The sequence below is a fragment of the Acidobacteriota bacterium genome, assembly GCA_009838525.1.
In the GTDB taxonomy this organism is placed as follows: Bacteria; Acidobacteriota; Vicinamibacteria; order Vicinamibacterales; family UBA8438; genus VXRJ01.
The window spans coordinates 273,087-298,166 of record VXRJ01000018.1 but is presented as its reverse complement, the minus strand read 5'-3'; the positions used below and the strand labels follow the sequence as shown (position 1 = coordinate 298,166).

Here is a 25,080-nt window from a genome sequence, read left to right as displayed (position 1 = left end):
TTATCCGCCCCCCGGGTCGGAATCCCCCGCTACCGGCAGCCGCACCTCATACCGTTCGCGTACCGCCTGGATAGCAGCCTGGTTCTGCGCGCGGCGCCTGATAGCGAGCAGATCGTCGGCCACCCGGAGCCGCACGTCATCGAAGTCGGGTGTTCGCGGCTCGGTCCGGCCCATCACGAGGACCAGATGGGTGCCGTGTGCGGACCGGACAGGACCGTGCCACCGTCCAACGGCGACGTCGGACAGCGCGGCAGCGAATCTCCCGCCGAACAGCTCGGCGATCTCCTGATCACTCCGGTCCGCGTACTCGCGCAGCAGGATGAACGGGTCGCCGAGGTCTCTCCAGGCCCCGTCGCGGCCGCGGCGGGCTTCGTCAAGAAGGTCGACCGCATCGGCGGCGGGATCCGTTCGGCCGTCGTCGCCCAGGAACACGTGCCGGAACGTCGTCCGGCGTGGAACGCGGTAGCGGTCGGCGTGCACGGCAAAGTGTGTCTCCACGTCTTCGGCGGCCGGCGCGGGCACGTCGGCATTGTCCTCCAGCATGAACGTCAACTTCTGGGCAAGCCGCCGGCGCACGATCGGGTCGTTCCGGTCCAGCGCCAGGCGCCGAGCTTCGCGGTACAGGATCTCTTCCCTGACCGCATCGTCGATAAGCCCCCGCAGCTCCCGGGGTGTCGGTTCGCGACCCCATTGCGCCACCCAGCGTTGCCGTATCGCCGCGATCTGGTCTTCGCTCACCGAGACGACGCGGCCCTCGGCCTCCGCCTGGTCCTGCCATCGCCCGAACAGAAAAACGGCGGTACCGAGAAAAAGGAAAACGAGGAGCGGCGACGTGCCTCGAATGACTCTCATGCGCGCGCGCCGACGGTCCGCCTCGGACCGAAAGCCATGCAGTTGCCGCGGAATACCTGGTCGGGGCGCCGAGGTTCGAACTCGGGACCTCCTGCTCCCAAAGCAGGCGCGCTACCAGGCTGCGCCACGCCCCGTCAATCGCAATCAGCGTACCACACGACGATCAGCCGCCGGGAAGGCGTGACGTGTACTCGCGGATGCGCCGGGCATTGGCGCCCACGTCGCTGCGACCCACTCTCGACTTGGAACGAACATCGATGCGGCTGCCAGCACCATCGGGGCGGACGCGGATGACGACGTCATCCTTGAAGCCGTACCAGAACGTCGTGTCGGTCGCCTCTATGCGACCCGTTGCCGCGTCGTCGGCCACGAGTTCCCATCCCATTGCCTCGGCTGCCACCAGCGCCTGCGCGAAAGCCTCGGCGGGAGGCAGGCCGAGCGTTACCGAACGGAGATCCGGATAGCCCTCTCGCTGCTGCTCGGCGACCGCCGGATCGTACTCCGGAGGGTTCGGCGCATTGGCCCGGAGAGGAACAATGGCGACGAAGAGCGGAGGATCGTCAGTGTCGGTCGTGATGTCGTGGATCGGTGGGACCGACTGGGCAATTGCCTGCTGCTGGGCAGGAACCATGTAGCCGCCAGCTCCCACAGCCGCAGCTACCGCGCCGGCCGCCACGTTCTGCCAATGCAGGCGCCGGAACGCGGCCCAGATCGCCGCGATCAACGCCAGTCCGGCTGCACCAGCCGAGATACGCGCACCCCAACGCAGCACGGTAAAGCTCGTCCCCAGGTCGAGCAGGCCGGTGCGGTAGCCAAGGGCGGCGGCGAACAGAAGCGCCGCGCCGAGAGCGACGGCGCCGGTTCCGGCACAGACGACGGGCGACCAGAAGCGAGGCTTGGCTGGGTCACGACTGAGCATGGGGCCCCTCCGGAACTTGCGATCAACTTCTCTTGTAAGGCTACACGTCCTCCTTCAGCGTTACCGCATCGAGGAACGGCATCATCGAACGGAGTTCGGCGCCCACCTGTTCGATCTGGTGCGCCTGCTCCTGCTTGCGCTGCGCCATGAACCAAGGGCGTCCCGCCTTGTCCTCGGCAATCCAGTTATTGGCATAGGTGCCCTCCCGAATGTCCTTGAGGATCTGCTGCATCGCCTGGCGGGTCTCGTCCGTCACGACGCGCGGCCCGCCAGTGTAATCGCCATGCTCCGCCGTGTCGCTCACCGAGTAGCGCATGTAGTTGAGGCCGCCCCGGTAGAAGAGATCGACGATCAGCTTCAGTTCGTGCATGCACTCGAAGTAGGCCACTTCCGGCTGGTAGCCGGCCTTGACCAGCGTCTCGAATCCCGCCTTCACAAGCGCGCTGACCCCGCCGCAGAGTACGGCCTGCTCGCCGAACAGGTCCGTCTCGGTTTCCTCCGCGAAGGTGGTTTCGATAACGCCTGCGCGCGTCAGGCCGAGCGCCTTCGCGTAGGAAAGCGCAAGGGCCTTCGCGCTACCGGTTGCGTCCTGCTCCACCGCAATCAGGGCCGGGGTCCCGCCCCCTTCCAGGAAGACCTCGCGCACGCGGTGGCCGGGCGCCTTGGGAGCGATCAGCGTGACGTCCACGTCGGGCGGCGGCTGAATCGTCTTGAAGCGGATGTTGAAGCCGTGCGCGAACATCAGCATCTTGCCCGCGTCGAGATGCGGCGCCACCTGCTCGGCGTAGATTCCCGCCTGCGCGGTGTCGGGCGTCAGCAACATGATGACGTCGGCCCACGCCGCCGCCTCGCCGCCTGCCACGACGGTCAACCCCTCCGCTGCCGCCCTTGCCTTCGATCGGCTGCCCTCATGGAGCGCGACGCGGACATCGACGCCGCTTTCCTTCAGGTTGAGGGCGTGGGCATGTCCCTGTGATCCGTAGCCGAAGACCGCTACTTTCCTCCCCTGGATCAGCCCCAGATCGGCGGAGTCGTCGTAATAGATCGTTGCCATGTCGTCAGTGTCCTCTCACGGTGGGTGGTGCGGTGACGGCCCGGAACGGGCGCGCGAACGCGACAGTCTATACCGAGTAGGAGACGTTGGAGTCGTCCGTCTCGCGCAGGGACGGCGGCCGCCGCGACGGCAGATCGGCCGGGTCGATCATGACGCTGTGTGCGCCGCGCCGCATCGCCACCCGGCCGGTCCGGACGATCTCCAGGATGCCGTAGGGACGCAACACCTCCAGCAGTCCGTCGATCTTCTCCTCGGTGCCGGTGGCTTCGATCACGACCGCGTCCGGGGCCACGTCCACGAGGCGCGCGCGGAAGGCGTCGGCAAGCTGCATCACGTGCGTCCGCGTCTCGGCGGTGGCGCGCACCTTCACCATCGCCAGTTCGCGGAATATCACGGGGTCCGCCGTGACGTCATGCACCCGCAGCACGTTGACCAGCTTGTAGAGATTCGCCTCCAGGCGGCGTGCGCCCCCGACGTCGGTCCGGACGACAATAGTCATCCGCGAGACCTCAGGCACCTCGGTGTGACCGACTGTGAGCGACTCGATGTTGAACGCGCGCCGCCGGAAGAGCGAGGCGACCCGGTTCAGCACTCCCGGCTTGTCCTCGACGTAGACGACGAACGTGTGGCGTGGGTCTGCGGCCATCGTCTTCCCTGCCTCCCGCTACTCGTCGTCCGCCGTCTCGACGATCGGCGCCGGGCTGGGCCGGCGAATCATGTTGTGGAGGTCGGCGCCGGCCGGCACCATCGGGTAGACGGTGTCCTCCTGCTCCACCTGGAAGTCGATCACCACCGTCCGCTCGTCGGCGCGCGCCTGCTCTACCGCCGGCTCCACCTCGCCGCGTGTCCTGACGGTGCCGCCGCCCAGGCCGAAGCACTCGGCCAGCTTCGCGAAGTCGGGGCTCAGCAGCGGCGTCGCCGCGTAACGACGCTCGTAGAAGAACTCCTGCCACTGCCGCACCATTCCGAGGTAGCCGTTGTTGATTACCGCGACATTGATCTTTATGCGCTCCTGCGCGATGGTCGCGAGTTCGGCCATCGTCATCTGGAAGCCGCCGTCGCCCGCCACCACCCAAACTTCCGCATCAGGCTTGGCAAGCTTGGCGCCGACCGCCGCTGGCAGCGCGAACCCCATCGTCCCGAGGCCGCCGGAGGTGATGAGCGTTCGCGGCTCGTTGTGGTGGTAGTACTGCGCCTCCCACATCTGGTGCTGGCCAACGTCGGTGACGACAATGGCCTTGCCGTCGGTCATCCTCCAGATGTCGTTGATGACGTGCGCGGCGTACAGATGTCCGCTGTCGGGCAGATTCTGGATGTCGCGGACCGCTACATCTCCCTTCATTTCCCCAATCGTCTCCAGCCAGGCGGCATGGTCGTTCGCCTCAATCATCGGGGCGAGGTCGTCCAGCACCGCGGCAAGGTCGCCCGCCAGCGCGACGTCCACCTGGACATTCTTGTGGAATTCGGCCGGATCGATGTCGACGTGCACCTTGCGCGCGTTCGGCGCGTAGGTCCGGACGTTGCCGGTCACCCGGTCGTCGAAGCGCATGCCGAGCGCGAGCAGCAGGTCCGCCTCCTGGATGGCAGCGTTCACCCACGCCTCGCCGTGCATGCCCATCATTCCCATGTTGAGCGGATGGAGCGCCGGGACTCCCCCGATGCCGAGCAACGTCATGGCGATCGGTATGTTCGCCCGCTCGGCGAGCTCGCGCACCTGCTCCATCGCGCCGGAGAGGAGCACCCCGTGGCCGGCCAGGATCACCGGCCGCTTCGCCCGGTTCACCAGGTCGGCCGCCTTCTGGAACTCCGCTTCCGACGCCCGCAGGTTAGGCCGGTACCCGGGGAGCTTGACGTCATCGGGCCCGAACTGAAGCTCCGTCGACGCCTGCTGCGCGTCCTTCGTGATGTCGACCAGCACCGGGCCCGGACGGCCCGACCGGGCGACATACATGGCCTCGTGGATCACGGGGGCGATCTCGTCAACATGCGACACCAGGTAGTTGTGCTTCGTGATCGGCAACGTAACGCCGGTGACGTCGGTCTCCTGGAACGCGTCGGAGCCGATCAGGCGGCTTCCCACCTGGCCGGTGATGCAGAGGACGGGCGACGAGTCGAGCATCGCGGTCGCGATCCCGGTAACCATGTTGGTGGCGCCCGGGCCGGAGGTGGCAATCGCCACACCCACGTCGCCGCTCGCCCGGGCATAGCCATCCGCCATGTGGGTCGCCCCCTGCTCATGCCGCACGAGGACGTGGCGGATCGGGTACTCCAGCATCGCGTCGTAGGCAGGGAGGATCGCCCCGCCCGGGTAGCCGAAGACCGTGGAAACGCCTTCACGCACCAGGGCCTCCCAGATGATCTGCGCGCCGGTTCTCATCGAAGACATGTCATGCCTCTATCTCATCGTCCGTTCGTCCCGCATCCGTTCCATTTTCAGACTTATGCCCCGTCAGTTCGTCACCGCGCCGGTGGCGGCCGAGGAAACCAGCCGCGCGTACTTCGCCATCACACCACTCCGGAAACGAGGCTCGGGCGGCTGCCAGGCCGCGAGCCGCGATTCGAGCTCCGAGTCGTCTATCTCGAGCCGCAGGGTCCGGTTCCGCTCGTCGAACAGGATCGCGTCCCCTTCCCGCACCACGGCGATCGGACCACCGGCCGCCGCTTCCGGCGCGACGTGTCCGGCCATCATCCCGCGTGTCGCGCCCGAGAACCGTCCGTCAGTCAACAGCGCCACCGACTCGCCCAGGCCCGCGCCGACGATGGCCGCCGTCACCCCGAGCATCTCGCGCATCCCCGGCCCCCCTTTGGGGCCCTCGTACCGAATCACCACTACGTCGCCCGGCCGAATAAGACCCGCCCCTACCGCTTCGAACGCCGCTTCCTCACTGTCGAACACCCGGGCCGGACCGCGGTGAGTCTGCGGCTCGTGTCCCGCCACCTTCACCACGCAGCCCTCGGGCGCGAGGTTGCCCTTGAGGATCACCAGGCCCCCCGTAGGTGTTATCGGATCGGCGACCGGGCGGACCACCTCCTGGTCCTCGGTTTCCATCGCGGCCCGCGCGACGTCGCCGATCGTCTGACCGGTAACCGTGAGGGAGTCCTCATGAAGCAGGCCGGCCTCCTGTAACCGTTTTGCCACCAGGCCGATGCCGCCGGCGCGGTAGAGGTCCGTCGCCACGAAGCGTCCGCCCGGCTTGAGGTCCGCCAGCAGCGGCGTCCGCTCGCTCACCCGGTCGAAGTCCTCGATCCGGAGGTCGACCCCCGCCTCGTGGGCTATCGCCAACAAATGCAGCACGGCGTTGGTAGATCCGCCCGTCGCGGCGACGGCGGAGATCGCGTTGTCGAGCGCCTCGCGCGTCACGATCCGCCGCGGGCGCAGGTTCTTCGCCACCAGCTCCATCACCAGCTCGCCCGCCCGGCGCGACGCGTCGGCCTTCTCCGCCACCATCGCCGGCACGCCATTCGCGCTCATCGGCGAGACCCCTAGCAACTCGCAGACCGTCGACATCGTGTTCGCCGTGAACTGCCCGCCGCACGCACCTGGTCCGGGGCAGGCGACATCCTCGAGCGCGCAGAGCTGGGCGTCGGTCATCCGACCCGCCGCGTGCGCACCGACCGCCTCGAAGACATCCTGAATCGTGACGTCATGACCGTCGTACCGACCCGGCGCAATCGACCCGCCGTAGAGCACGAGCCCCGGTATGTCGAGCCGGACCAGCGCCATCACGCCGCCCGGAATCGTCTTGTCGCAGCCGACGAGGATGACGATGCCGTCGAACAGGTTGCCGCGCGCAACCAGCTCGATCGAGTCGGCCACCACCTCGCGGCTCACGAGCGAGGTCTTCATTCCCTCGCTTCCCATCGTGATCCCGTCGGAGATGGAGACCGTGTTGAACTCCATCGGGGTGCCACCCGCGGCGCGGATCCCTTCCTTGACCTGCGCGGCCAGGTCGCGCAGGTGGTAGTTGCACGGACCGATCTCGATCCACGTATTGGCAACCCCGATAATGGGCCGCGCGAGATCGGCATCCGTAAAACCGACCGCCTTCAGCATCGCGCGGGCCGGCGCCCGACTCGGGCCGTCCGTAATCGCCGCGCTGCGTCGCTCGCTCGCCATATCTTCTCTCTACAGCAAAAAGGCCATCACCCGTTGTTGGATGATGGCCTTTCCGGGTTGCGGTGGGTTTGGATCAGGACATCATCCCGTTGCGGCCGGCGCAATCGCACCGGCCACGCGAACGATGACGACAACAAGCCGTTCCCACCAGGTAATCATGGCTGCCTGCCGGCGGGAGCAATCCCGCCGATCAGTGCATTCTACCCTTCCGCGGCGCCCGAGCGTCAAGTCGTGAAGCCCGGAGCTTGCGACGGACGCCCGCCGCGGCTCGCGAGGGCCCGTGGTGTATGATCCCGGCTCGATGTTCAAGCTGGTTACGACCGTCCGGGGCGGTGCCGTGAATCTGGCCGCGGCCTGGGCGAAGTACCCCTCGGTCGACGAAGCGCGAGAAGCCGCCAAGGCGCTGATGCACGAGCATCAACGGGTGGTGCGCGTCATGATCGTCGAGGAGCCCGACCGTTTCGTCGAGTGGCTCGACCGCTCCTGATCGCTCGACGGCTCCTCACCGGCCGTTTCCCCGTTCGCCCGTCTCCTCACTCGGGACGAATCGTGATTCCGACGCCGATCCAGAGAAGTGGCGCCCGTGCTCCCTGCGCCCGCCCGCCTCTGAACTCCATGAAGAAGCCGTTCTCGTTGTCGACGCCCATCACATAGTTCCAATTGGTACTGACGTCGGTGATGTCGAGATCCTCGGAGCGTGCGATGTTCACGGTCGGCCCGAGCCCCTGTCGAATGCGCCATCCCGATGCGCCGACGTTCACCCGGTAGATGAAATCGCCCCGGATCGCCGCGGTCCGCCAGCCGCCGCCGAAACCACCGTCAATCGCCGGTCGAATGACGAACTGATTCGAACCGACTGGAAACTCGACGTGCGAGCCGACATAGATTTGCCCGGGATCGATCGCCGCACCCGCCTGGAAGCCGACGCCCTGGGCGTGCGCGGCAAGAGGAACGAGGCAGGCGGCGGCGCCGCAGATAGCAAGGAAGCTCTTCATCCAGCAGCCAGAATACTCTGCGCGGCGGCGGGAAGTTCCGCGCCGGCGGAACTTCCGACGAGCCCGCAACGCGCCCACCGGGGCACGCGGGCGCCCGCCCTCGCATTCCCGCTGTCGTAGCGATAGGCTGGGTACATGGCACCGGCCGTACCGGCAACCGCCGTCCCCGCCGGCCTTACCGTCATGCCGCGGGCCGCGTCCACCGCGTCGGCCGTCATGTGGCCGCTCTGGGCGGTTGCATTCGCGTCCACGAGCGTCATCGTGGGAGGCATCTGGGACATCTCGTGGCACCGCACCATAGGCCGGGACACGTTCTGGACACCGGCCCACCTGGCGATCTATCTCGGCGGCATCGTCGCCGGCCTGTCATGCGGATGGATCGTAATCCGCGCCACCTTCGGCCGCGATCCGAGCGCCGAGGAGGCCTCCGGCGTGAGGTTCTGGGGATTCCGCGGGCCGTTGGGCGCCTGGGTCTGCATCTGGGGATCGCTGGCGATGATCGTCTCGGCCCCGTTCGACGATTGGTGGCATAACGCGTACGGTCTCGACGTGGAGATCCTGAGCCCGCCCCACGTCGTGCTCGCCCTCGGGATCTACGGAATCGGCGTCGGCGCGATGCTGATGGCGCTCGCGCGGCAGAACGGCGCCTCGGCGACGGACCGCATGCTGCAATTGCTGTTCCTCTATGCAGGCGGACTCCAGATCCTCATGGTGGCGACGCTGTTCACCGAGTACCTCATGATGCCGAACGCTCACCACTCGCCGCCGTTCTTCTACGCGAGCGCCGCCGTTTTCCCCTGCCTGCTGGTCGCCGTCGCACGGGGCGCGCTGTCGCGCTGGGGCGCCACCGGCGCGGCCGGCGTCTACATGGGAGTGACGCTCCTGATGATCTGGATCCTGCAGCTCTTTCCGGCGCAACCGATGCTGGCGCCGATCCTCAGGCAGGTGGACCACATGGTGCCGCCGGCGTTTCCCCTCCTTCTGGTCGTGCCGGCACTGGCCATCGACATCGTCGTCAATCGGATTCCGGCTGGCGCAGGACGCATTCGCCAGGCGCTGATTGCGGTTGTCGCGGGCGTCGCGGCCATGCTCGCTCTCACCGTCGTCCAGTGGCCGTTCGCGTCGTTTCTTCTCACCGAGCCGGCCCGGAACTTCTTCTTCGCCGCCGATCAGTTCGGCTTCGACGTCGCACCGGGCCCCTTCCAGTACGAGTTCTGGGGAGCGCCGATGACGGCGGGAGCGGCGGGTTGGACCGGGCTGATCGCCGCGGTCTCGGCCGTAGCCGGCCTCGTCTGGGGCAACTGGATGGCGCGGGTCCGGAGGTAGCTTGAGCCAGTCGCGGACGCTCGTCGCACCCCTGCTTGCAGCGGGGCTGATCGCCGCCGCCACCGCCACTGTCGCCTCACATGTCGGAACTTCCAACGCCTATTTCGACGGCGCCGCCGGTCCGTACGGCGTACGTGTGATCGTGCGAACACCGGGGGTGATTCCCGGTCTCGCGCAGGCATCGGTCCGCATTCTGAGTGGTGAGAGCGTCGATCGCGTGTCGGTCCGCCCGCTCCGATCGGACCTCGGACTCGATGGTGCGCCGCCCCCCGACATCGCGGATCCGGTCCCGGGCGAAACCGGACTCTACAGCGCCGAGTTGTGGCTCATGACGGCAGGCTCCTACAGCATCGAGGTGACGGTGGCGGGCGCCGGGGGCGAAGGAACCGTCTTCGTGCCAGTGCTGGCGGTCGCCGAGCGGCTGCTCCCGATGAACCCGGCCATCGGCTTCGGACTGGCTGCGGCGGGGCTGTTTCTGTTCGTCGGCGCCGTGACCATCATCGGCGCCGCGGTCCGCGAGAGCGTTCTGGAACCGGGTCTCGTACCGGACGCCAGGCGCCGCTGGCACGGACGCATCGCGATGGCCCTGTTCACGCTTCCACTCGTCGGCGTGCTGGGGGGCGGCTGGATCTGGTGGGACGCGATAGACGCCGCGTACCGGAACCGGATCTACCGGCCGTGGAGCACGACGACGGACGTGGAGGCCACGGAGGGTCGGCTCCTCCTGACGTTGACCATCGACGACCCGGCATGGAGCGCGCGCGAGAGCGAACCCGGCGCCGGACTCCTGCCGGATCACGGCAAGCTGATGCACATGTTCGTGGTGCGGGCGGACGACCTGTCCGCGTTCGCACACGTGCACCCGGTTCGAGTCAGTTCCGACACGTTCCGCGTGGCGCTTCCGCCGCTGCCAGACGGCGAGTACCGCATCTACGCCGATATCGTGCACGAGAGCGGCTTCGCCCCCACCCTGGTCGACAGCGTGACGCTGCCGCCTTCCCCGGCAACGCCACCCGGTACCACGGTGGGCGGCGCGGTTCCATCCGACGTCCCGGCGCCGGACCCGGACGATTCGTGGGCCAAGCTGCTGCCCCACGGCGAGTCCGAAGCCTCGCGCTACGCGCTCTCGAGCGGCCGGGTCGTCCACTGGGAACGCGAGCCCACTCCCAGTGCCGATGAAGAAACCACCCTGCGTTTCTCGGTGACCGAGACTGACGGAACGCCGTCGCCGCTCGAGCCGTACATGGGCATGCTGAGTCATGCGGCGGTAGTTCGCGACGACGGATCGCTGTTCGTCCATCTGCATCCGTCCGGCAGCATCAACCTGACGGCCCAGCAGCGTTTCGTGGAGGCGGAAAACGCGCGAGGGGGCGAGGACTTGCCGGCCGGACGCGGGCACGCCGGAGCGATGGACCGGACTTCCCCGACCGCCGGTTCGGTGACGTTTCCGTTCGTCTTTCCGGAACCCGGCAGCTACCGCATCGTCGTCCAGGTGAAGATTGGAGCGGCCGTCGAGACGGCCGCCTTCGATCTCGTGGTCGAAGAAAGCTGACGCTCCGACCGCCCGCAAGGCGGCGTTCGCGCGTGAACCGCACCGCTTCCGCCGCACTTGGCGCCTAATCAATCTCTTCTGGTAATGGTCACCATGCTCGAATAGTATGGCCAGACACGGAGGTGAGACATGACCGAGTTGCCGAGCGGCGAGCTTCAGTTCATTTTCAACACCTTCTCGTTCCTGCTCTGGGGAGCCTTGGTGATGTGGATGGCGGCCGGATTCACGATGCTCGAATCCGGCTCCGTCCGCACGAAGAACGCCTCGGTCATCTGCCTCAAGAACATCGGTCTGTATTCCGTCGCCGGAATCGCCTACTACGTCATCGGCTACAACCTGATGTACGTCGACGTGGGCAGCGTAGTCGGGTCGTTCAGCCTGTTCCGCGGACCGTCGTCAGACGAACTGGCGCTCCTGGAAGGCGCCGAGGGCGCGCGGGAAGCAGTGATCGCCACCGACTACGCCGTCATGTCGGACTGGTTTTTCCAGATGGTCTTCGTGGCCACGGCGGCGTCCATCGTCTCCGGCGCACTGGCCGAACGGGTCAAGCTGTGGTCATTCTTCGTCTTCACGCTGGTGCTGACGGCATTCATCTACCCGATAGTCGGCGCGTGGACGTGGGGCGGCGGGTGGCTCGACGCCATGGGGTTCCAGGACTTTGCGGGCTCCACCATCGTGCACGGCACGGGAGGCGCGGCCGCATTGGCCGGCGCTCTCGTCGTCGGTCCGCGCTACAACAAGTTCCTCGCTGACGGCAGCGTCACCAACACTCCCCCGTCCAACGTACCGGTGGTCACACTCGGGGTGTTCATCCTCTGGTTCGGATGGTTCGGCTTCAACGGCGGGTCGCAACTCGCCCTGGGCAGCGCAGCCGACGTCGTAGCGATGAGTCACGTGCTCGTCAACACGAATCTCGCCGGAGCGGCCGGCGTCATCGCGGCCATCGCGGTTTCACGCCCCATCCTCGGGCGCGTCGATCTGCTGGCCGGCCTCAACGGCGCCATTGCAGGGCTGGTTTCCATTACCGCGGGACCCGACATCACCAGCCACTCCTGGGCCATCGTGATCGGCGCGATCGGCGCGATCATCTGCACGTCAGCCATCAAGCTGCTGGAGAAGCTCAAGGTCGATGACGTGGTCGGAGCGGTTCCCGCCCACCTCTTCGCCGGTGCGTGGGGCACCCTCGCAACCGCCATTGCGGCAGGCGCCAGTCTCGGTGTCCAACTGCTCGGCCTGCTCTCGATCGCTCTGTTCGCGTTCGTCACGTCACTCGTGACATGGTTCGCCCTGGAAAAGACGATAGGGGTTCGGGTAACCCATGAGGTCGAGAAGATGGGGCAGGATGTCGCCGAACTCGGCATCGACGCCTACCCCGAATTCGTGCTCATGCCGGAACAGGACGACTAGAAAGAAAACGGCGGGGTGGGACGACGCACCCCACCCCGCCGTTACGAGCCAATCCGTCCCGTTGCGGCTGGCAGCGGCAGCGACCGCTACCAGGAGTAACGAGCCGAGAAGACCATCGTCCGCGGCGGCCGGGCGGAAATGACCTGCCCGAACCGCTCGTCCACCTGGTTTCCCATCTCGTCGAACTGCGCGTCCAGATCGACTCTGAGGAACTGCACCTGGTTGAACACGTTGTAGATCTCCCAGCCGACCTCGAAGAACTGCGAGTCGCCTACCGCGATCCGCTTTCCGAGCCGGATGCCGGTGTCATAGAAGCCAGGCAGGCGCAGGTCGTCCTTACGCACGTTACCCACCTCGCCCAGTGCGGGGCGACTGAAGCAGGAAGTGTTGAACCAACGGTCGATCGTGCCGCCGCCAGCCGACACGTCGCAGCTCCGGTCGATGTTGGCGGGCACCACCAGGCCGACGCTCCCCAGTCCGTCTGGGTTGCTGGACCGGCGCAACAGGTCGCCGCCGCCCAGGATATCCTGGTTGTCCGTCGTGCTGAAAGAGACCGTCGCCGGGGCGCCGCTCACGAACTGCGTGATCCCCGAGAGCACCCAGTCGTCAAGTAGCCATCCGGCGCCACCGCCGGAATCGGGCAGATCCCACGTGTAGTTGATCGTCAGCAGGTGCGTCCGGTCGAAGTCGGACAGACCCCACGACCAGGCGTCCAGATCCTCGTACTTCGGCACGCGTGACCGCGCGCCGTACAGGATGTCGGCCGACGTGTAGTCCTTCGACTGCGACAGCGTATAGGACACCGAGAACTCCAGCCCCCCCGTGAAGCGCCGGTTGACCTGCGTCTGCAGCGCGTTGTACTCCGACTTGCCGGCGTTCTCGGTCATGATGATGCTGGCGTAGCCGGGGTACGGGCGGAAGAAGTTGTCAGGCAGCGGACGGCCGGTCGTCTGGTCCTGGTTCGCCGGGAGGAACCGGGCCCCGCGGGGGACGGTATTCTCGTCCCAGAGCTGCGGTAGGTTCCGGCCGCGGGTCCCGACGTAGGCGATGTCGAGCACCGTCTGGAAGCCGATCTCGGTCTGAACACCGGCGGTGAAGCTGTACAGCGTCGGCGCCTGGTGGTCGGTGACGACGCCGTACACGGTCCCCGTCGGGTAGACGATGCCACCCGTTCCGGCGAGCACGCCCTCCCGGATGGACCCCCAGTTGTTCATCGTGTTGTACCAGACCTGCGGCGTGGCCACGAGCGGCGGATTGAGCGCCTGCCGCCAACTGAGCGCACCCGCCTGCTGGGTGTTGTGGAAGACGCCGAAGTTCGCCCGGACCGCCGTGCGGCCATCGCCGAACACGTCATAGGCGAACCCGACCCGGGGCTCGAAGAGGAGCGCCGGCAGATTCTGGAACGGGGCCGGAACCTCCGAGTCCGTGTGCCGCACCATGCCGTTGTCGGCAGGAGAGCCCGGCGCCAGCGCGCCGATGACGACCTCGGGCTGGATGTCGGTCGGATCGTTCGGGTTCATCGCCATCCGAACCCCGTTCACCATGGTCGGCATGTAGAGCTGCGCCGGATTGCTGTGGTCGAAGCGCGACGGCAGGAACGATGCCGAGGGGTTCGCCTGCTCGAACACCGTGTACTTGCTGAAGCGCATGCCGATGTCCAGCGTCAGCCGGTCGGTCGGCTGCCACTTGTCCTGAATGAACACGTTGCCGATCCACTGGCTGGCCCGCTGCCCCAGCCGGGCCGTGTTCTCCTGGTAGGACCGGAACGACCCGATCAGGGCGTTCGCATACGGATGACCGGTGTCGAACGGGTTCGCCGGGTCGCGGTTGAAGTCGTAGATACCGGCCAGCGCGCTGGCGCCCTTGCCTTCGATGTTCGTCAGGTGCTCGACGTAGATGCCGGCCTTGAAGTTGTGGCGCCCCGTGGTCCACGACAACCCGTTGTAGAAGTTGAACAGGTCGTCATTGCCGTAGTTGATGAAGCGCGAGTCCCAGCTCACGTTGGCCGCATTGGGAATCGGCGCGCCGAACGACATCGCCGGGATGATCCCGTACAGGTTGTTGTTCGGGTACCACTGCGCAAGCGTGTACGGGACCGTGCCGGCTGTATTGGATCCGTCGCCCCCGTTGTCGCGGCCGTCGTCGCCGGGGAAGTTGGTAGCGGAATCGATGCGCCGGTTACGGTTGATATCGAACGAGCTGGCCCACGGATTGTGCTCCGACGAGTGGCGCCAGCCGAAGTTGAACTCGTTCACCATGTTGTCGCCAATGACGCGCGTGTAGTTCACGGAGATGGCGTAGTCGTTGTAGGTGAACGTCCGCTCCAGCATCTCCCAGTTGCCCCGCCAGGAGCTGGTCGGCTGCAACCAGTGGGAGAAGCGGGCATAGATCGAGTCGTTCGTCGTCGGCCGAAGATCCACGCGCGTGACGTTGTTGATCCGGGGAGCCCGCTGCTGGCCCTGGAACTGGTAGTTGTAGTTCGACTGCTCCGAGACGTTGGGGTTCGGGTACCAATTCAGCAGCGCCTGGCCGTGCGAGTTGATCCGATCCCCCGGGACGACATTGCCGGGGAATGGCATGCCGGTCATCGGGTCGACCACCGGGATCAGGTTCCCCGACTGATCGAAACTCTGGGAGAAGTCGCCCATCCGTTCCGCCAGGCTCGGCACCGTGATCTGTGCAAGGCTCTGTGGCGTTCTGACCCCCCACTGCTCGTAGCTGTAGAAGATGAACATCTTGTCCTGCACGATGGGCCCGCCCGCGTTGGCGCCCAGCGTCCAGTACCGGTACTCCGGCTTGGGGATCCCCGCCTGCTTGTCGAAGTAGTTGTCGGCCCGGAACTGCTCGCTCCGTCCGTACGTATAGGCGCTGCCGCTGAAGTTGTTCGTCCCCGCCTTCGTGACGAGGTTGATCTGGGCGCCGCCGTTCCGTCCCGTATCGGCCGTGAAATTCGTGAGCTGCACGTTCACCTGACCGACCGCGTCCGGGTTCATCGAATGACTGGAGACCTCCGGCAGGCCGATGTCGTTGCCGGGGATCCCGTCGATGGTGACGGTGCTCCAGCCCTGGCGCGTGCCACCAACGTTCGGCAGCCACGAGCCGATAACGATCTCGCCGATCGCATCGGGGTCGGGCTGGTAGCCGACACCGGGGAGAATCCGGAGCATCGAGGTGACGTCACGCCCGCGAACCGTGATCGCGTCGATAGTCTCCTCGGTGATCAGCGCCGAACGGTCCGAGCTGATGGTCTCGACGATCCGTTGCGCGGTGACCTGTACGGTCTCCTCCAAGGCGGCGATCGACAGTTCCACCGTGCCCACGTTGTACTGCTGGTTGGTCGCCAGCTGGGCTCCGGTGAGCTCGTACGTCGAGAATCCGGGCAACTCCACCCGGACGGTGTACGGTCCCGGCTGGACCGCCGCGAAGTTGAAGACGCCGACCTCGTTGGTCACCGTACTTCTGACCGCGGCGGTCTCCTCCTGCAGGAGAGTGACCGTCACGCCCGGCAGGACCAGGCCGGCATCGTCGACGACGTTGCCGGAAAAGCCGCCGGTAGTTGTCTGCGCGTTTGCGCTTGGCCCAAAGCTCAGGACGAGCAGGGCTGTGAGCAAGACTGCCCACGTGGCTCTCATCGGTGCCTCCTCTCGAGAACGGGTCAAACCCGCCGCACCGACGCAGGATCGCTCGATACGGCCGACGCCCTCTCCGACGCGACACGCGAACGAGCTCGACGATAGTTCAGCCCGAAATCCGTCACCGGATCGGTCGAACTCCCGACTAGAGCATCTCTTGTATCACTTCAACGGGATTTGTCAACACCACCGCCGGGTGTGGAAGTGGCCCCGTGACCGGCATTCGACCGTAACCCATGTGCCCGGAATGCATCCCCGGTTGAGAGTGGCGCGCCCGGCAGGATTCGAACCTGCGACCCTCGGTTTAGAAGACCGATGCTCTATCCGGCTGAGCTACGGGCGCGCACCGAACCACGATACACTCATGCGGGCGGGCTGCGGACCGCGCTGAGGCCCCGCGCCGCACCGGCACGACGACCTGTCATGGCCGGCCCGCTATTGCCACGTATCGGTGCCTGCGGTTCCCAGCACCAGATCCACTACCAGGCCGTAACTCGCTACGCCCGCATCCACTCGGTTGGCACGCAGGAAGCGGTCGTACACGACGCTGGCGCTCCGCTGCACGATAGGTGTTGTTTCGCGCGTGAACCGCGCGGCAATGGCGCGCAGATGGGCACGCGGAACATCGTCGAGGCCGGCCCAGATCTCGGCCTGCGTATTCTGCGGCAGGTGTTGCACGAGGCGGGGCGTCAGGTATAGCCACGCGCTGTACCGGCTCCGTGCATCACCGGCCAGGCAAACCAGCAGTCCGACGAAACTCGCTTCCGCCTCGTTCGCGTAACCGGCGAGGTGCGACCACTCGTGCGCCACGAGGAAGGGACGTTCGTAGGGCAACACCGCGTCGTTCACCAGCACCTCCAGCCCCCACGGATTCATCATGGCGTCGACGCCGGCGTTCCGGAAGTAGGAAGCGAACAGGGTCGGCTTCGGTCGACCCGGCACCGCCGGCGGTGTCAGCCCGAGTTGTCGCTGGACAACATCAAACGCCGGGCCGAGCCACGCCGGAATCTCGTCGAACGCCGGCCAGTCTCCCACCGCCGCGGCTTCCCCATGCAGCCGGTTGAGACGGGAAACCGCCTCGCCGGATAGCGTCGCGAGCGCGGCCGACGTGATCCGCGCAGACTCGTAGTCGAGCTTCGCCGTGAGCGGCTCGCGTCGATAGTTGAGACCCCACAGGGTGAGGAAAATCAGATAGATGGCCGCCGCCACTCCCAGGGTCCGGAACGCCGTGTGCAGCGCAGCCGCCCCGCAGGCTCGCCAGCCGGGCGGCGCCCGCCGGATGGACTTCCACCACCACACGGCAAGCGTGACCGCCAGGATGGCCGCGAGCAGGTCGAGCAACGCGAAGCCGACAAGGCTGGAAAGCCGTGTCACCACCTGCTGGCCCAGGAGATAGGTTCCGGTCGAATAGAGCCGTTCCACCCAGGCGGAAGGCGTCGGCGTCAGCGAGGCGAACGCGGCGGCCGCAATCAGGAACATCGTGGCGCGTGACCCGGGCGCGGCGCGTGCGAAGCGGTTCCGCAGGGACTGCAGCGCGGCCACACGTCGTGTTCCCTCCATCCGCGCCTGTCAACTCCGGCGCGGCACCTGATCCAGCCGGACGCCGCGGTCATCGAAGACGACATAGTGCTCGGGGCGGATCCGGACCACCACCCGGTCGTCGACCTCCCATGCCGCGGCGGATCCGCCATCGCTCGTCGCCGGAACGAGCGCACGCAGCCGGAATCCCTCCACATCCACCGCGACAAGCGTGTTGCCTGCCGCTCCGCCGTCCGCGTTGCTGACCGGTTCTACGGAAACGATCCGGCCGCGCAGGCCACCTCCCTCGCGCGAGAGTCGCACGTGTTGCGGCCGCACGCCACCGGTAACGTCACGGCAGAACTCTTCCGCAATCCGCCCGCCGAGCGCGACCGACTGATTGCGGAGGTTGAGAGCCTGGCCGTCCTTCTCGAGGATGGCGGGAAAGAGATTGATCGGCGGCTGGCCGAAGAGCTCCGCGACGAACTCGGTCTCCGGCGCGTCGTACACCTCCGCCGGCGTCCCGAACTGAACCAGCCGGCCCGACTGCATGACCGCCACCCGGTCGGCAACCGCCAGCGCGTCGTCCGTGTCGCGCGTCGCGTACAGGATGGTCCGGCGGCGGGGCACCGGATGCAAGGCATGCAGGTCTTGAACGAACGCCCGCCGCGTACTGGTCTCGGCGAACGCGGGGAGTTCCGCGAGATCGTCGACAAGCAGCAGGTCGGGCGACTCGCCGTTCGCCCGGCTCGGGAAAGCGAACCGCTGAAGATCGACGCCGCGCCACGATTCCGTTGTCCAGCGGGGCGGAACCGACGGCTCCATGAACCGCCAGTCGCGGCGATTGACCGGCTCGTTCTCGCCGGTAGCCACCGTTCCGTCCGATCCGATCAGTACGCCGTCGCGCACACTGGATCGGACAATGAAGCGAAGCAGGGCCGACGCGGCGAGCGGCGGATGCGCGACAACGGAAACCACGTCCCCGGAACGCACGCAGAGCGAGACGCCGTCGATCACCGGCCGGTCCGATCCCTCGTTCCGGCACGTGATCTGATCCAGAAAGAGATGCATAGACCCGCGCGATGACCGTCCCGCACCCCATGGTACACTCTCGCGATGTCGGCCGAGCCGCCACTCAGATGGGGACGAGCGACCGTCGACACCGCCTGCCCTCTCGATTGCCCCGACACGTGCAGCCTAGCCGTATCCGTGGAACGCGGACGCATCACGCGGATCGACCATTCCCCCCGCCACGCCGCCACTTCCGGCTTCATCTGCCGCAAGGTGCGTGACTTCGATCAGCGAGTTTACGGCGACGACCGCCTGCACTCTCCCGGCCGGCGCCGAGGCGCACGCGGCAAGGCGGACTTCGAGCGCATCGGATGGGCGCGGGCCATCGACGAGATCGCCGAACGGATGCAGGCCATTCGGAAGGAGTTCGGCGGCGAAGCGATTCTCCCGATCTCCTACGGCGGATCGAACGGGCTCCTGTCGCAGGACACGGCCGACGCGCGGCTGTTTCGGGCATTTGGAACATCGCGCCTCGCACGCAATGTCTGCTCGGCCCCCACCACCGCGGCATCGGCGGCCCTCTACGGTCGAATGCCTGGCGTGGCCTATGAAGACTACCGGCATGCCAGGCTGATCATCATCTGGGGAGCGAACCCGTCCGCCACCGGGTTCCACCTTGTGCCTCACGTCCGCGCTGCGCGACGGGAGGGTGCCGCCCTCGTCGTCATCGATCCGCGTCGAACGCCGCTCGCCCGCCAAGCGGACGTTCATCTTGCTGTCCGCCCCGGTACCGACGTCGTCGTCGCGCTTGCCATCCACCGGTTCCTCTTCGAGTACGGCTACGCCGACGACACATTTCTCGAAGGGCGGACGCACGGTGCGGACGAACTGCGGCGGCGCGCCGCCGAGTGGACGTTCGAAAGGGCGGCAGCAGTGGCCGACGTCGATCCGGAGCAACTCGAACGGGTGGCCGAGCTCTACGCGGAGACTTCACCCGCCCTGATACGCTGCGGCTGGGGGCTGGAGCGCAACCGAAACGGGGGCAACGCGGCGATGGCGGTGCTTTCGCTGCCTGCCGTCGGCGGCAAGTTCGGGGTCCGGGGCGGCGGCTTCTCGCTCAGCAGCTCCCGCGCGATACCTCTCTCCGAAGAAGACTGGATCGGCGTCCCCGAACCGCCAACGCGCCTCGTCAACATGAACCACCTCGGCCGTGCGCTGACCGACTATACGGACCCGCCGGTCAAGATGCTCTTCGTCTACAACTGCAACCCGCTCGCGACGATGCCGGATCAGAACCGCGTGCTGGCCGGCCTCGCACGCGAGGATCTCTACACGGTGGTCTTCGATCAGGTGATGACCGACACCGCGCGCTGGGCTGACATCGTCCTCCCCGCCACGACGTTTCTCGAACAGTACGACTTGGCCCTCAGCTACGGCCACGGCAACGTGCAAATGGTGCAGCCGGTGGTAGAACCGGTCGAAGAGGCTCGGCCCAACGTCGAGGTATTCGGCGACCTGGCAACGCGGCTCGGACTCGATATGCCCGAGCGGATGCCGGCCGACACCGGCGAGCTGCTGCATGTCGCCGGCGCGCTTCGGGACAACGCGGGCGAGGCGCTCCTGGAATCAGGCATAACCCGCGGCGGCGCGCCGCGAGCGCCGGTGCAGTTCATCGATGTCCACCCGAGGACCTCGGACGGAAAGGTCGATCTCGTTCCGGATGAACTGGACCGCAAGGCGCCGCTTGGCCTCTACCGCTACCGTCCGGAACCCGCAGGGGACGCGGACGACACCGGCCGGTTCCCCCTCGCGCTGGTCTCGCCCGCCACTGCCAGAACGGTCAACTCGACGCTCGGCGAACTGGAAACCCGGACCGCGCGACTTCGCATCCACCCATACGACGCCGAGCGGCGCGACGTGTCGACCGACGACGCAGTCCGCGTCTTCAACGCTCGCGGGGAGGTCCACTGCATGGCTCTTGTCGACGCGGACATGAAGCCCGGAGTCGTCTGTCTGCCCAAGGGGCTCTGGCGGCGATGCACGCTGAACGGATCGACCGCCAACGCCCTCGCGCCGGATGATCTGACCGACATCGGCGACGGGGCCTGCTTCAACGATGCGCGCGTGGAAGTCACACGCATCGTAACAGCGGCGCTAGGCGCGGAGAGTATCGCGATCTGGACCGAGACCGCGTCGACACCGAAGGGACTACACTAGCAGTCATATACGGGCTGCTGCGAGTCCGTGGTGACTGGAAGGGAACAGGACAGATGGCTGGCCGCACCGTCAAGTGCGTGAAGTTGCAGAGGGATTTGCCGGGGCTCGAAGAGCCGCCGTGGCCCGGAGACCTCGGAAAGCGAATCTACGAGAACGTCTCCGCGGAGGCGTGGAAGCTCTGGGAAGAGCGGATGAAGATGATCCTCAACGAGTACCGGCTGATGCCATGGCAGAAGGAAGCCCAGAAGCTGGTCGCCGAGCAGATGGAGGATTTCTTCTTCGGCGAGGGCTCGGCCCTGCCTCCCGAGTACGTCCCTCCCCAGGCCAAGCAATAGAACACGTCGGGTTTGCGGAGCGGCCGCGTCCCCGCCCGTACCCGCCCGCCAGGTCTCCGTTATCGGCGCCCATCCGGCCCGACCGGCAGTTCCGTTGCAATGTCGAACCTCAAGTGACGGTGTGCGGTGCGAACCGCCTCCATCACCGCCGCCCGGTCTTTGCCTCGCGCGAAGATGAAGCCAGGATAGCTTGACCCCTCCGGCCACGGAACGAGCCGCTCGCCCGGCTTTACGGTGATCGCGACTTCGTCGACGCCGGGAACCGCCCGCGCCGCATCCAGGCCGGTGACCCCGCGACAGATGCCGGCGCCGGGCACCGGAATCATCATCACGGCGGAAGACCCTCGATTCACGCGCCAGCCGTCAACCGACTCCCCGAGTGCATGACGCACCAGGACCTCCTCCAACGACGTCCAATCCCCGGCACCATCCCGGCCAGCCGCCGGGTCGAACCGCAGGACTCGTGCGCAACGGCCACCGATGGGGCGTGGCGCCACCTCGAGCACGACAATCCTATCGCCGTCGATGCGCGCCTCGGCATGGACGGGGCCGTGCGCGAGACCGAGGGCATGCACCGCCCGCTCGACCTCTGCGATCAAGTCGCCGCGGGGCCCGGGCGGGAGCGTATCGGGCGTGACGTAGATCGTCTCCTCGAAGAACGGGCCGTCTAGCGGATCAGGCTTGTCGAAGATGGCGAAGGTCCTTAGGGCGCCGTCCGTCAGCACGCCTTCGAGGGCCACCTCGCGGCCCGGGACGAACGTCTCGATGAGTATTGCCTCGTTGGCCGAATCGCGTTGCGCCCGCACCGACGGCGTTTCCAGCAGGCGGCGCAGGCGCGCCGCGGCGGCAGCGAGTTGCCGCGGAGTGTCGGCCCGCATGACCCCGCGGCTCGCGGCGAGCGCCATCGGCTTGACTACACAGGGGAACCGCGCACCGTCGAGCAGCGCCGCCTCGTCCGCCGCAACGGGCAGCGCCCGGAATTCCGGAACCGCCAGACCCGCATCGCGCAGGCGAACGCGACTTCGCAGCTTGTGGGTCGCATCGCGAACGGCGCAGACCGGATGCCCGGGCAGGCCGAGTGCCTCGGCCGCCAGCGCCGCGATTGTCGCCGGCCGATCACCCACGGCTACCACACCGTCGAGCGGCACAGCCGCGGCCGATGCCACGATCGCACGGACGGCGACCTCCTCGTCGTGGAACCGGATCGGCACGGCACCGTCGCGCCAGGGGTCGTCGAGCTGATGGCACCGGTCCGTTGCGAACACCAGGTCAACGCCCAGTCGATCAGCCGCCGTCCGGAACGACCGAAACTGATAGCCGGTGGTCGCGGAGACCACCAGCAGACGCGGGCGGGCGGCCGTCATGAGAAGGTCAGACCAGAGCAACCTGCTCGGGGGCGGGCTCCGCTCAGCAGTACCACGGCTCGTTCAGATAGGGCGTTTCCGCCCGCTGGCGGGCAGGCGCAGGCCGATGGGGCGGCAATCCGCATTCGGCATCCACCCGAGCACGGATTTCTTCGTAGACGGAGTTCCGGTCCGCGGTCAGGCGCCGTCCCACGATGGTCGCTACGTCGTCCGCGAGCCGGTCCACCGCCGGGTCGTCATGCCTCCACGGATAGACCAGCCTCGCCTCGTCGAAGCTGCCGACCCGCCGTCGCATGTCGTCCAGTTCGAGCAGGCCGGAACCGGCCGTCACGAGCAGGCGGAGGGCCAACTGTATCGGCGCTACCTGGTCCACGAGATCGAGGCGGTCGATCTCCACCAGGAGGTCGCGATAGGTCTCCAGCGTCGTCCAGGGAGTGAACGCGATGAACGTCGGAGCGAGCGTCAGACCAGCATCTCTGCAGAGCCCCACGGCACGCTCCACGTCGCACCGCGTATGCCCCTTCCGGAGTCGCGCGAGCACAACGTCGTCGAACGACTCCACCGCACTGGTCACGAAGAGGCAACCGGTCGCGCGGAGCCTCGGCAATCGACTCGCGTGCGTGATCAGATGCTCCACCTTGACCGTGACGTCGTAGGTGATGCCCGGACAGCGGTCTGCCACCATCTCGACAACCCGCATCGCGTGGCCGATGCCATTGAAGAAATCCGGGTCGCCAAACGTAATGTGCTTCGCACCCCGCGCCGCCTGGGTCTCGACGTCGGCCACCACGACATCCGGCGGAACGATCCGGAATCGCCCGCCGTAGACCGGCACGACCGGACAGTGACGGCAGAGATGCCGGCAACCCCGGCTCGCCTCCGTGTAGCCGGTTACGTGGCGCGCGCCTCCACGCTGCAGCGCGGCGTAGCGCTCGAGCGGCGGCAGGTTGTCGCGCCATGGCGTGATCAGGTCGAGGCGCGGCAGGTCCGTCTCGCCGCGCAAATCCGTAGTCGCGTCGTCCGCGATGCGCACGAGATCCGCTTCGAACTCGCCTCCCAGAGTGTGGCGGATACCAAGCGACCGGAGATGGGGTGCGTTGAGTGGCGCATACAACCCGTAGGCGCACAGCGAGGCGTCCGGATTGATACGCCTGACGTGCTGAATCACCGGCGACGCGAGACGGGTCGCGGTGTGCATCGGCAGATGAAATGCCACGAGATGCGCGCGAGCAACATCGGCGGCGGCGAACGGCTGGCGCGACAGGTCGAGACAGGTAACGTCGTGCCCGGCCCGGCGCAGCCACGCGGCGGGCGAGGCCAGGCCAAACGGCTGCCGGCCCAGTTCGTACGTCGCGATCAACGTGACGTTCATGAGGAAACCGGCGCGGCGGACAATTCAACTTCGGCCCGCGTCGGCGGTGGCGTCAGCAGGCTGACCACGATCAACGTCGCGATGGACAGAGCGAGCGCCGGATAGGCGGTCTGCCAGCCGAAGAGATAAGCCGGCTCGCCATCGACGGCGCGCACGAGACCGATGATCTCCCAGACCAGCGTCGTTGACATGCCGGCCAGGATGGACGCGACACCTCCGGCCCGGGTCGCCCGCTTCCATAGCAGCGCGCCCAGCAGTGCCGGCGTGATACCCGCGCCGTACATCGTGTAAGCCCAAAGCGCCATGGCCAGGATGCTCGGGAAGAAGTTGCCCACGTAGTAGCCGAGCGCTCCCACCGCGACGACGATCAGTCGGGTGTAGACCACTACCTGCCGGTCGGTGACGGCCGGGTTGATGAAGCGTTGATAGACGTCGCGGATCAGGTTCGTCGACGGCGTTAGCAGGAAGCTGTTTGCCGTAGAAACCACAATCGCCGCGGCGCCGCAGACCAGCAGGACGCCGAGCGCGGGCGGTAGCACGTCGGTCGCGACCTGGATCACGATCGCTTCCGACGCGGCGGTGTCCAGGCCGGCAATCCGCAGCGAACCAAAGATGCCGGTCGAGTCGATCAGCGTCTCGACGACAATCGTGCCGGCGATCCAGCCGACGACCGCCAGCCGCGCGGCCCGCTCGTCGCGGGCCGAAAAGAACTTCTGATACATGTTCGCTTCGCCGAGTAGCAGGAACATTGTGGGAAGAAAGAGCGCAAACGCCGCCTGGGGGCCGATGTCCCCGAACAACGAGACCTGATGCGGCTCGAGCCGCGCAATCGAGGCGCCCAGCCCGCCCGCATCATTTACCAGGAAAGCCACGCCGAGCGTGACCGCGATCGTCATCACGAGGCCGTTGCCGACGTCGATGTAGGCGATCGAGAGCATTCCCGCGAGCGAAGTGAAAACGATGCAGAAAATGGCGGTCGCCAGCGCCCCGGTCCCGGGATCGATGCCGGCGACCAGCTCCAGCAACCGCCCGCCGCCGCGGAACTGATACGCGGCAATCGTGCCGTAGGCAAAGACCGTGGTAATAGTCCCGAGCACGCGCGCGGCCCAGCCATAGCGCAATTCCAGGATGTCGGGAACCGTGTACTGCGCGATTCGGCGCACCCGCGGCGCAATGAAGTAGACGAGCGCGATCCCCACCCAGGCACCGGCTGACTGCCAGAGCGCGGAGAAACCGGAGCGGTACCCCAGGCCGGCGCCCCCGAACAGGCTGCCCGATCCGATCCAGGTCGCGAGCAGCGTGAAAACCAGGACGCGGGGGGGGGGGGGGGGGGGCGGGCGGCGCGGCGCCCCGCGCGGCGGGGGGGGGGGGGGGGGGCGCCGCGCGGGGGGGCGGGGGGCGCCCACACA

The 25,080-nt window shown here is 67.0% G+C and carries 19 protein-coding genes and 2 tRNA genes; 6 read left to right on the top strand and 15 right to left on the bottom strand.

Annotated features, from left to right (window positions below):
- From F4Y45_07240 to ilvD, 7 genes are all read right to left on the bottom strand, one after another.
- On the bottom strand, positions 1 to 852 hold the full coding sequence (locus F4Y45_07240) for a peptidyl-prolyl cis-trans isomerase (GenBank protein ID MXY24300.1): 852 nt from the start codon (positions 850 to 852) through the stop codon (positions 1 to 3).
- A 57-nt stretch (positions 853 to 909) separates the two neighbouring features.
- Positions 910 to 986 (bottom strand) — tRNA-Pro (locus F4Y45_07235).
- Between the two features lie 29 nt (positions 987 to 1,015).
- A complete protein-coding gene (locus F4Y45_07230; GenBank protein MXY24299.1) occupies positions 1,016 to 1,771 on the bottom strand; it encodes a DUF1499 domain-containing protein in 756 nt (251 codons plus the stop codon).
- Positions 1,772 to 1,811: 40 nt separating this feature from the next.
- Complete coding sequence (ilvC, locus tag F4Y45_07225) at positions 1,812 to 2,825, bottom strand: ketol-acid reductoisomerase (GenBank protein MXY24298.1); 1,014 nt, start codon at positions 2,823 to 2,825, stop codon at positions 1,812 to 1,814.
- 67 nt (positions 2,826 to 2,892) lie between these two features.
- Positions 2,893 to 3,471 carry an acetolactate synthase small subunit gene (gene ilvN / locus F4Y45_07220; protein MXY24297.1) on the bottom strand — a complete coding sequence of 193 codons (579 nt, stop codon included), beginning with the start codon at positions 3,469 to 3,471 and terminating at the stop codon, positions 2,893 to 2,895.
- 18 nt (positions 3,472 to 3,489) lie between these two features.
- Positions 3,490 to 5,211 carry a biosynthetic-type acetolactate synthase large subunit gene (ilvB, locus tag F4Y45_07215; protein ID MXY24296.1) on the bottom strand — a complete coding sequence of 574 codons (1,722 nt, stop codon included), beginning with the start codon at positions 5,209 to 5,211 and terminating at the stop codon, positions 3,490 to 3,492.
- A 63-nt stretch (positions 5,212 to 5,274) separates the two neighbouring features.
- Entirely contained in the window at positions 5,275 to 6,942 is a 1,668-nt protein-coding gene (gene ilvD, locus F4Y45_07210) for a dihydroxy-acid dehydratase (GenBank protein MXY24295.1), read from the bottom strand.
- A gap of 301 nt (positions 6,943 to 7,243) precedes the next feature.
- Between ilvD and F4Y45_07205 the strand changes: the two genes are divergently transcribed.
- Positions 7,244 to 7,429 (top strand): hypothetical protein, encoded by a 186-nt coding sequence (locus F4Y45_07205; protein MXY24294.1) that lies wholly within the window; start codon positions 7,244 to 7,246, stop codon positions 7,427 to 7,429.
- A gap of 46 nt (positions 7,430 to 7,475) precedes the next feature.
- Here the strand turns inward: F4Y45_07205 and F4Y45_07200 are convergent, their stop codons facing one another.
- Positions 7,476 to 7,937, bottom strand: coding sequence for a hypothetical protein (locus tag F4Y45_07200; protein MXY24293.1), 462 nt, complete (start codon positions 7,935 to 7,937; stop codon positions 7,476 to 7,478).
- Positions 7,938 to 8,072: 135 nt separating this feature from the next.
- On the opposite strand from F4Y45_07200, the gene F4Y45_07195 reads away from it, so the two are divergent.
- The 3 genes from F4Y45_07195 to F4Y45_07185 all read left to right on the top strand — a co-directional run bounded on the left by F4Y45_07195 (position 8,073) and on the right by F4Y45_07185 (position 12,222).
- Positions 8,073 to 9,263, top strand: coding sequence for a hypothetical protein (locus F4Y45_07195; GenBank protein MXY24292.1), 1,191 nt, complete (start codon positions 8,073 to 8,075; stop codon positions 9,261 to 9,263).
- 1 nt (position 9,264) lies between these two features.
- Positions 9,265 to 10,815, top strand: a complete 1,551-nt coding sequence (locus tag F4Y45_07190) for a hypothetical protein (protein MXY24291.1) — start codon at positions 9,265 to 9,267, stop codon at positions 10,813 to 10,815.
- A gap of 129 nt (positions 10,816 to 10,944) precedes the next feature.
- The gene (locus F4Y45_07185) at positions 10,945 to 12,222 is read left to right on the top strand and encodes an ammonium transporter (GenBank protein MXY24290.1); all 1,278 of its coding nucleotides are present in this window, start codon (positions 10,945 to 10,947) and stop codon (positions 12,220 to 12,222) included.
- Between the two features lie 86 nt (positions 12,223 to 12,308).
- Here the strand turns inward: F4Y45_07185 and F4Y45_07180 are convergent, their stop codons facing one another.
- From F4Y45_07180 to F4Y45_07165, 4 genes are all read right to left on the bottom strand, one after another.
- A complete protein-coding gene (locus tag F4Y45_07180) occupies positions 12,309 to 15,854 on the bottom strand; it encodes a carboxypeptidase regulatory-like domain-containing protein (protein ID MXY24289.1) in 3,546 nt (1,181 codons plus the stop codon).
- Between the two features lie 266 nt (positions 15,855 to 16,120).
- Positions 16,121 to 16,197 (bottom strand) — tRNA-Arg (locus F4Y45_07175).
- Positions 16,198 to 16,289: 92 nt separating this feature from the next.
- Positions 16,290 to 17,414, bottom strand: a complete 1,125-nt coding sequence (locus F4Y45_07170) for a DUF3810 domain-containing protein (protein ID MXY24288.1) — start codon at positions 17,412 to 17,414, stop codon at positions 16,290 to 16,292.
- Between the two features lie 9 nt (positions 17,415 to 17,423).
- On the bottom strand, positions 17,424 to 18,443 hold the full coding sequence (locus tag F4Y45_07165; GenBank protein ID MXY24287.1) for a TOBE domain-containing protein: 1,020 nt from the start codon (positions 18,441 to 18,443) through the stop codon (positions 17,424 to 17,426).
- 45 nt (positions 18,444 to 18,488) lie between these two features.
- On the opposite strand from F4Y45_07165, the gene F4Y45_07160 reads away from it, so the two are divergent.
- Together F4Y45_07160 and F4Y45_07155 are read left to right on the top strand one after the other, a co-directional pair.
- Entirely contained in the window at positions 18,489 to 20,600 is a 2,112-nt protein-coding gene (locus F4Y45_07160; protein MXY24286.1) for a molybdopterin-dependent oxidoreductase, read from the top strand.
- Between the two features lie 53 nt (positions 20,601 to 20,653).
- Positions 20,654 to 20,935 (top strand): oxidative damage protection protein, encoded by a 282-nt coding sequence (locus F4Y45_07155; protein ID MXY24285.1) that lies wholly within the window; start codon positions 20,654 to 20,656, stop codon positions 20,933 to 20,935.
- 59 nt (positions 20,936 to 20,994) lie between these two features.
- Here F4Y45_07155 and F4Y45_07150 read toward each other — a convergent pair whose 3' ends face one another.
- The 3 genes from F4Y45_07150 to F4Y45_07140 are packed head-to-tail and all read right to left on the bottom strand — an operon-like array spanning position 20,995 to position 25,077.
- On the bottom strand, positions 20,995 to 22,299 hold the full coding sequence (locus F4Y45_07150; protein MXY24284.1) for an ATP-grasp domain-containing protein: 1,305 nt from the start codon (positions 22,297 to 22,299) through the stop codon (positions 20,995 to 20,997).
- 43 nt (positions 22,300 to 22,342) lie between these two features.
- Positions 22,343 to 23,671 carry a radical SAM protein gene (locus tag F4Y45_07145; protein ID MXY24283.1) on the bottom strand — a complete coding sequence of 443 codons (1,329 nt, stop codon included), beginning with the start codon at positions 23,669 to 23,671 and terminating at the stop codon, positions 22,343 to 22,345.
- Positions 23,668 to 25,077, bottom strand: a complete 1,410-nt coding sequence (locus tag F4Y45_07140; GenBank protein ID MXY24282.1) for a sodium:solute symporter family protein — start codon at positions 25,075 to 25,077, stop codon at positions 23,668 to 23,670. Before F4Y45_07140 ends, F4Y45_07145 begins: the two co-directional genes overlap by 4 nt.
- Between the last annotated feature and the right edge of the window lie 3 nt (positions 25,078 to 25,080).

What these genes read in the sequence shown, in the direction of transcription:
- F4Y45_07195 (MXY24292.1), top strand. Translation starts at nt 8,073, where the DNA reads ATGGCACCGGCCGTACCGGCAACCGCCGTCCCCGCCGGCCTTACCGTC.
- ilvC (MXY24298.1), bottom strand. Translation starts at nt 2,825, where the DNA reads ATGGCAACGATCTATTACGACGACTCCGCCGATCTGGGGCTGATCCAG.
- F4Y45_07230 (MXY24299.1), bottom strand. Translation starts at nt 1,771, where the DNA reads ATGCTCAGTCGTGACCCAGCCAAGCCTCGCTTCTGGTCGCCCGTCGTC.
- F4Y45_07155 (MXY24285.1), top strand. Translation starts at nt 20,654, where the DNA reads ATGGCTGGCCGCACCGTCAAGTGCGTGAAGTTGCAGAGGGATTTGCCG.
- F4Y45_07160 (MXY24286.1), top strand. Translation starts at nt 18,489, where the DNA reads ATGTCGGCCGAGCCGCCACTCAGATGGGGACGAGCGACCGTCGACACC.
- F4Y45_07200 (MXY24293.1), bottom strand. Translation starts at nt 7,937, where the DNA reads ATGAAGAGCTTCCTTGCTATCTGCGGCGCCGCCGCCTGCCTCGTTCCT.
- ilvB (MXY24296.1), bottom strand. Translation starts at nt 5,211, where the DNA reads ATGTCTTCGATGAGAACCGGCGCGCAGATCATCTGGGAGGCCCTGGTG.
- F4Y45_07165 (MXY24287.1), bottom strand. Translation starts at nt 18,443, where the DNA reads ATGCATCTCTTTCTGGATCAGATCACGTGCCGGAACGAGGGATCGGAC.
- F4Y45_07150 (MXY24284.1), bottom strand. Translation starts at nt 22,299, where the DNA reads ATGACGGCCGCCCGCCCGCGTCTGCTGGTGGTCTCCGCGACCACCGGC.
- F4Y45_07145 (MXY24283.1), bottom strand. Translation starts at nt 23,671, where the DNA reads ATGAACGTCACGTTGATCGCGACGTACGAACTGGGCCGGCAGCCGTTT.
- ilvD (MXY24295.1), bottom strand. Translation starts at nt 6,942, where the DNA reads ATGGCGAGCGAGCGACGCAGCGCGGCGATTACGGACGGCCCGAGTCGG.
- F4Y45_07170 (MXY24288.1), bottom strand. Translation starts at nt 17,414, where the DNA reads ATGGAGGGAACACGACGTGTGGCCGCGCTGCAGTCCCTGCGGAACCGC.
- ilvN (MXY24297.1), bottom strand. Translation starts at nt 3,471, where the DNA reads ATGGCCGCAGACCCACGCCACACGTTCGTCGTCTACGTCGAGGACAAG.
- F4Y45_07205 (MXY24294.1), top strand. Translation starts at nt 7,244, where the DNA reads ATGTTCAAGCTGGTTACGACCGTCCGGGGCGGTGCCGTGAATCTGGCC.
- F4Y45_07180 (MXY24289.1), bottom strand. Translation starts at nt 15,854, where the DNA reads ATGAGAGCCACGTGGGCAGTCTTGCTCACAGCCCTGCTCGTCCTGAGC.
- F4Y45_07185 (MXY24290.1), top strand. Translation starts at nt 10,945, where the DNA reads ATGACCGAGTTGCCGAGCGGCGAGCTTCAGTTCATTTTCAACACCTTC.
- F4Y45_07240 (MXY24300.1), bottom strand. Translation starts at nt 852, where the DNA reads ATGAGAGTCATTCGAGGCACGTCGCCGCTCCTCGTTTTCCTTTTTCTC.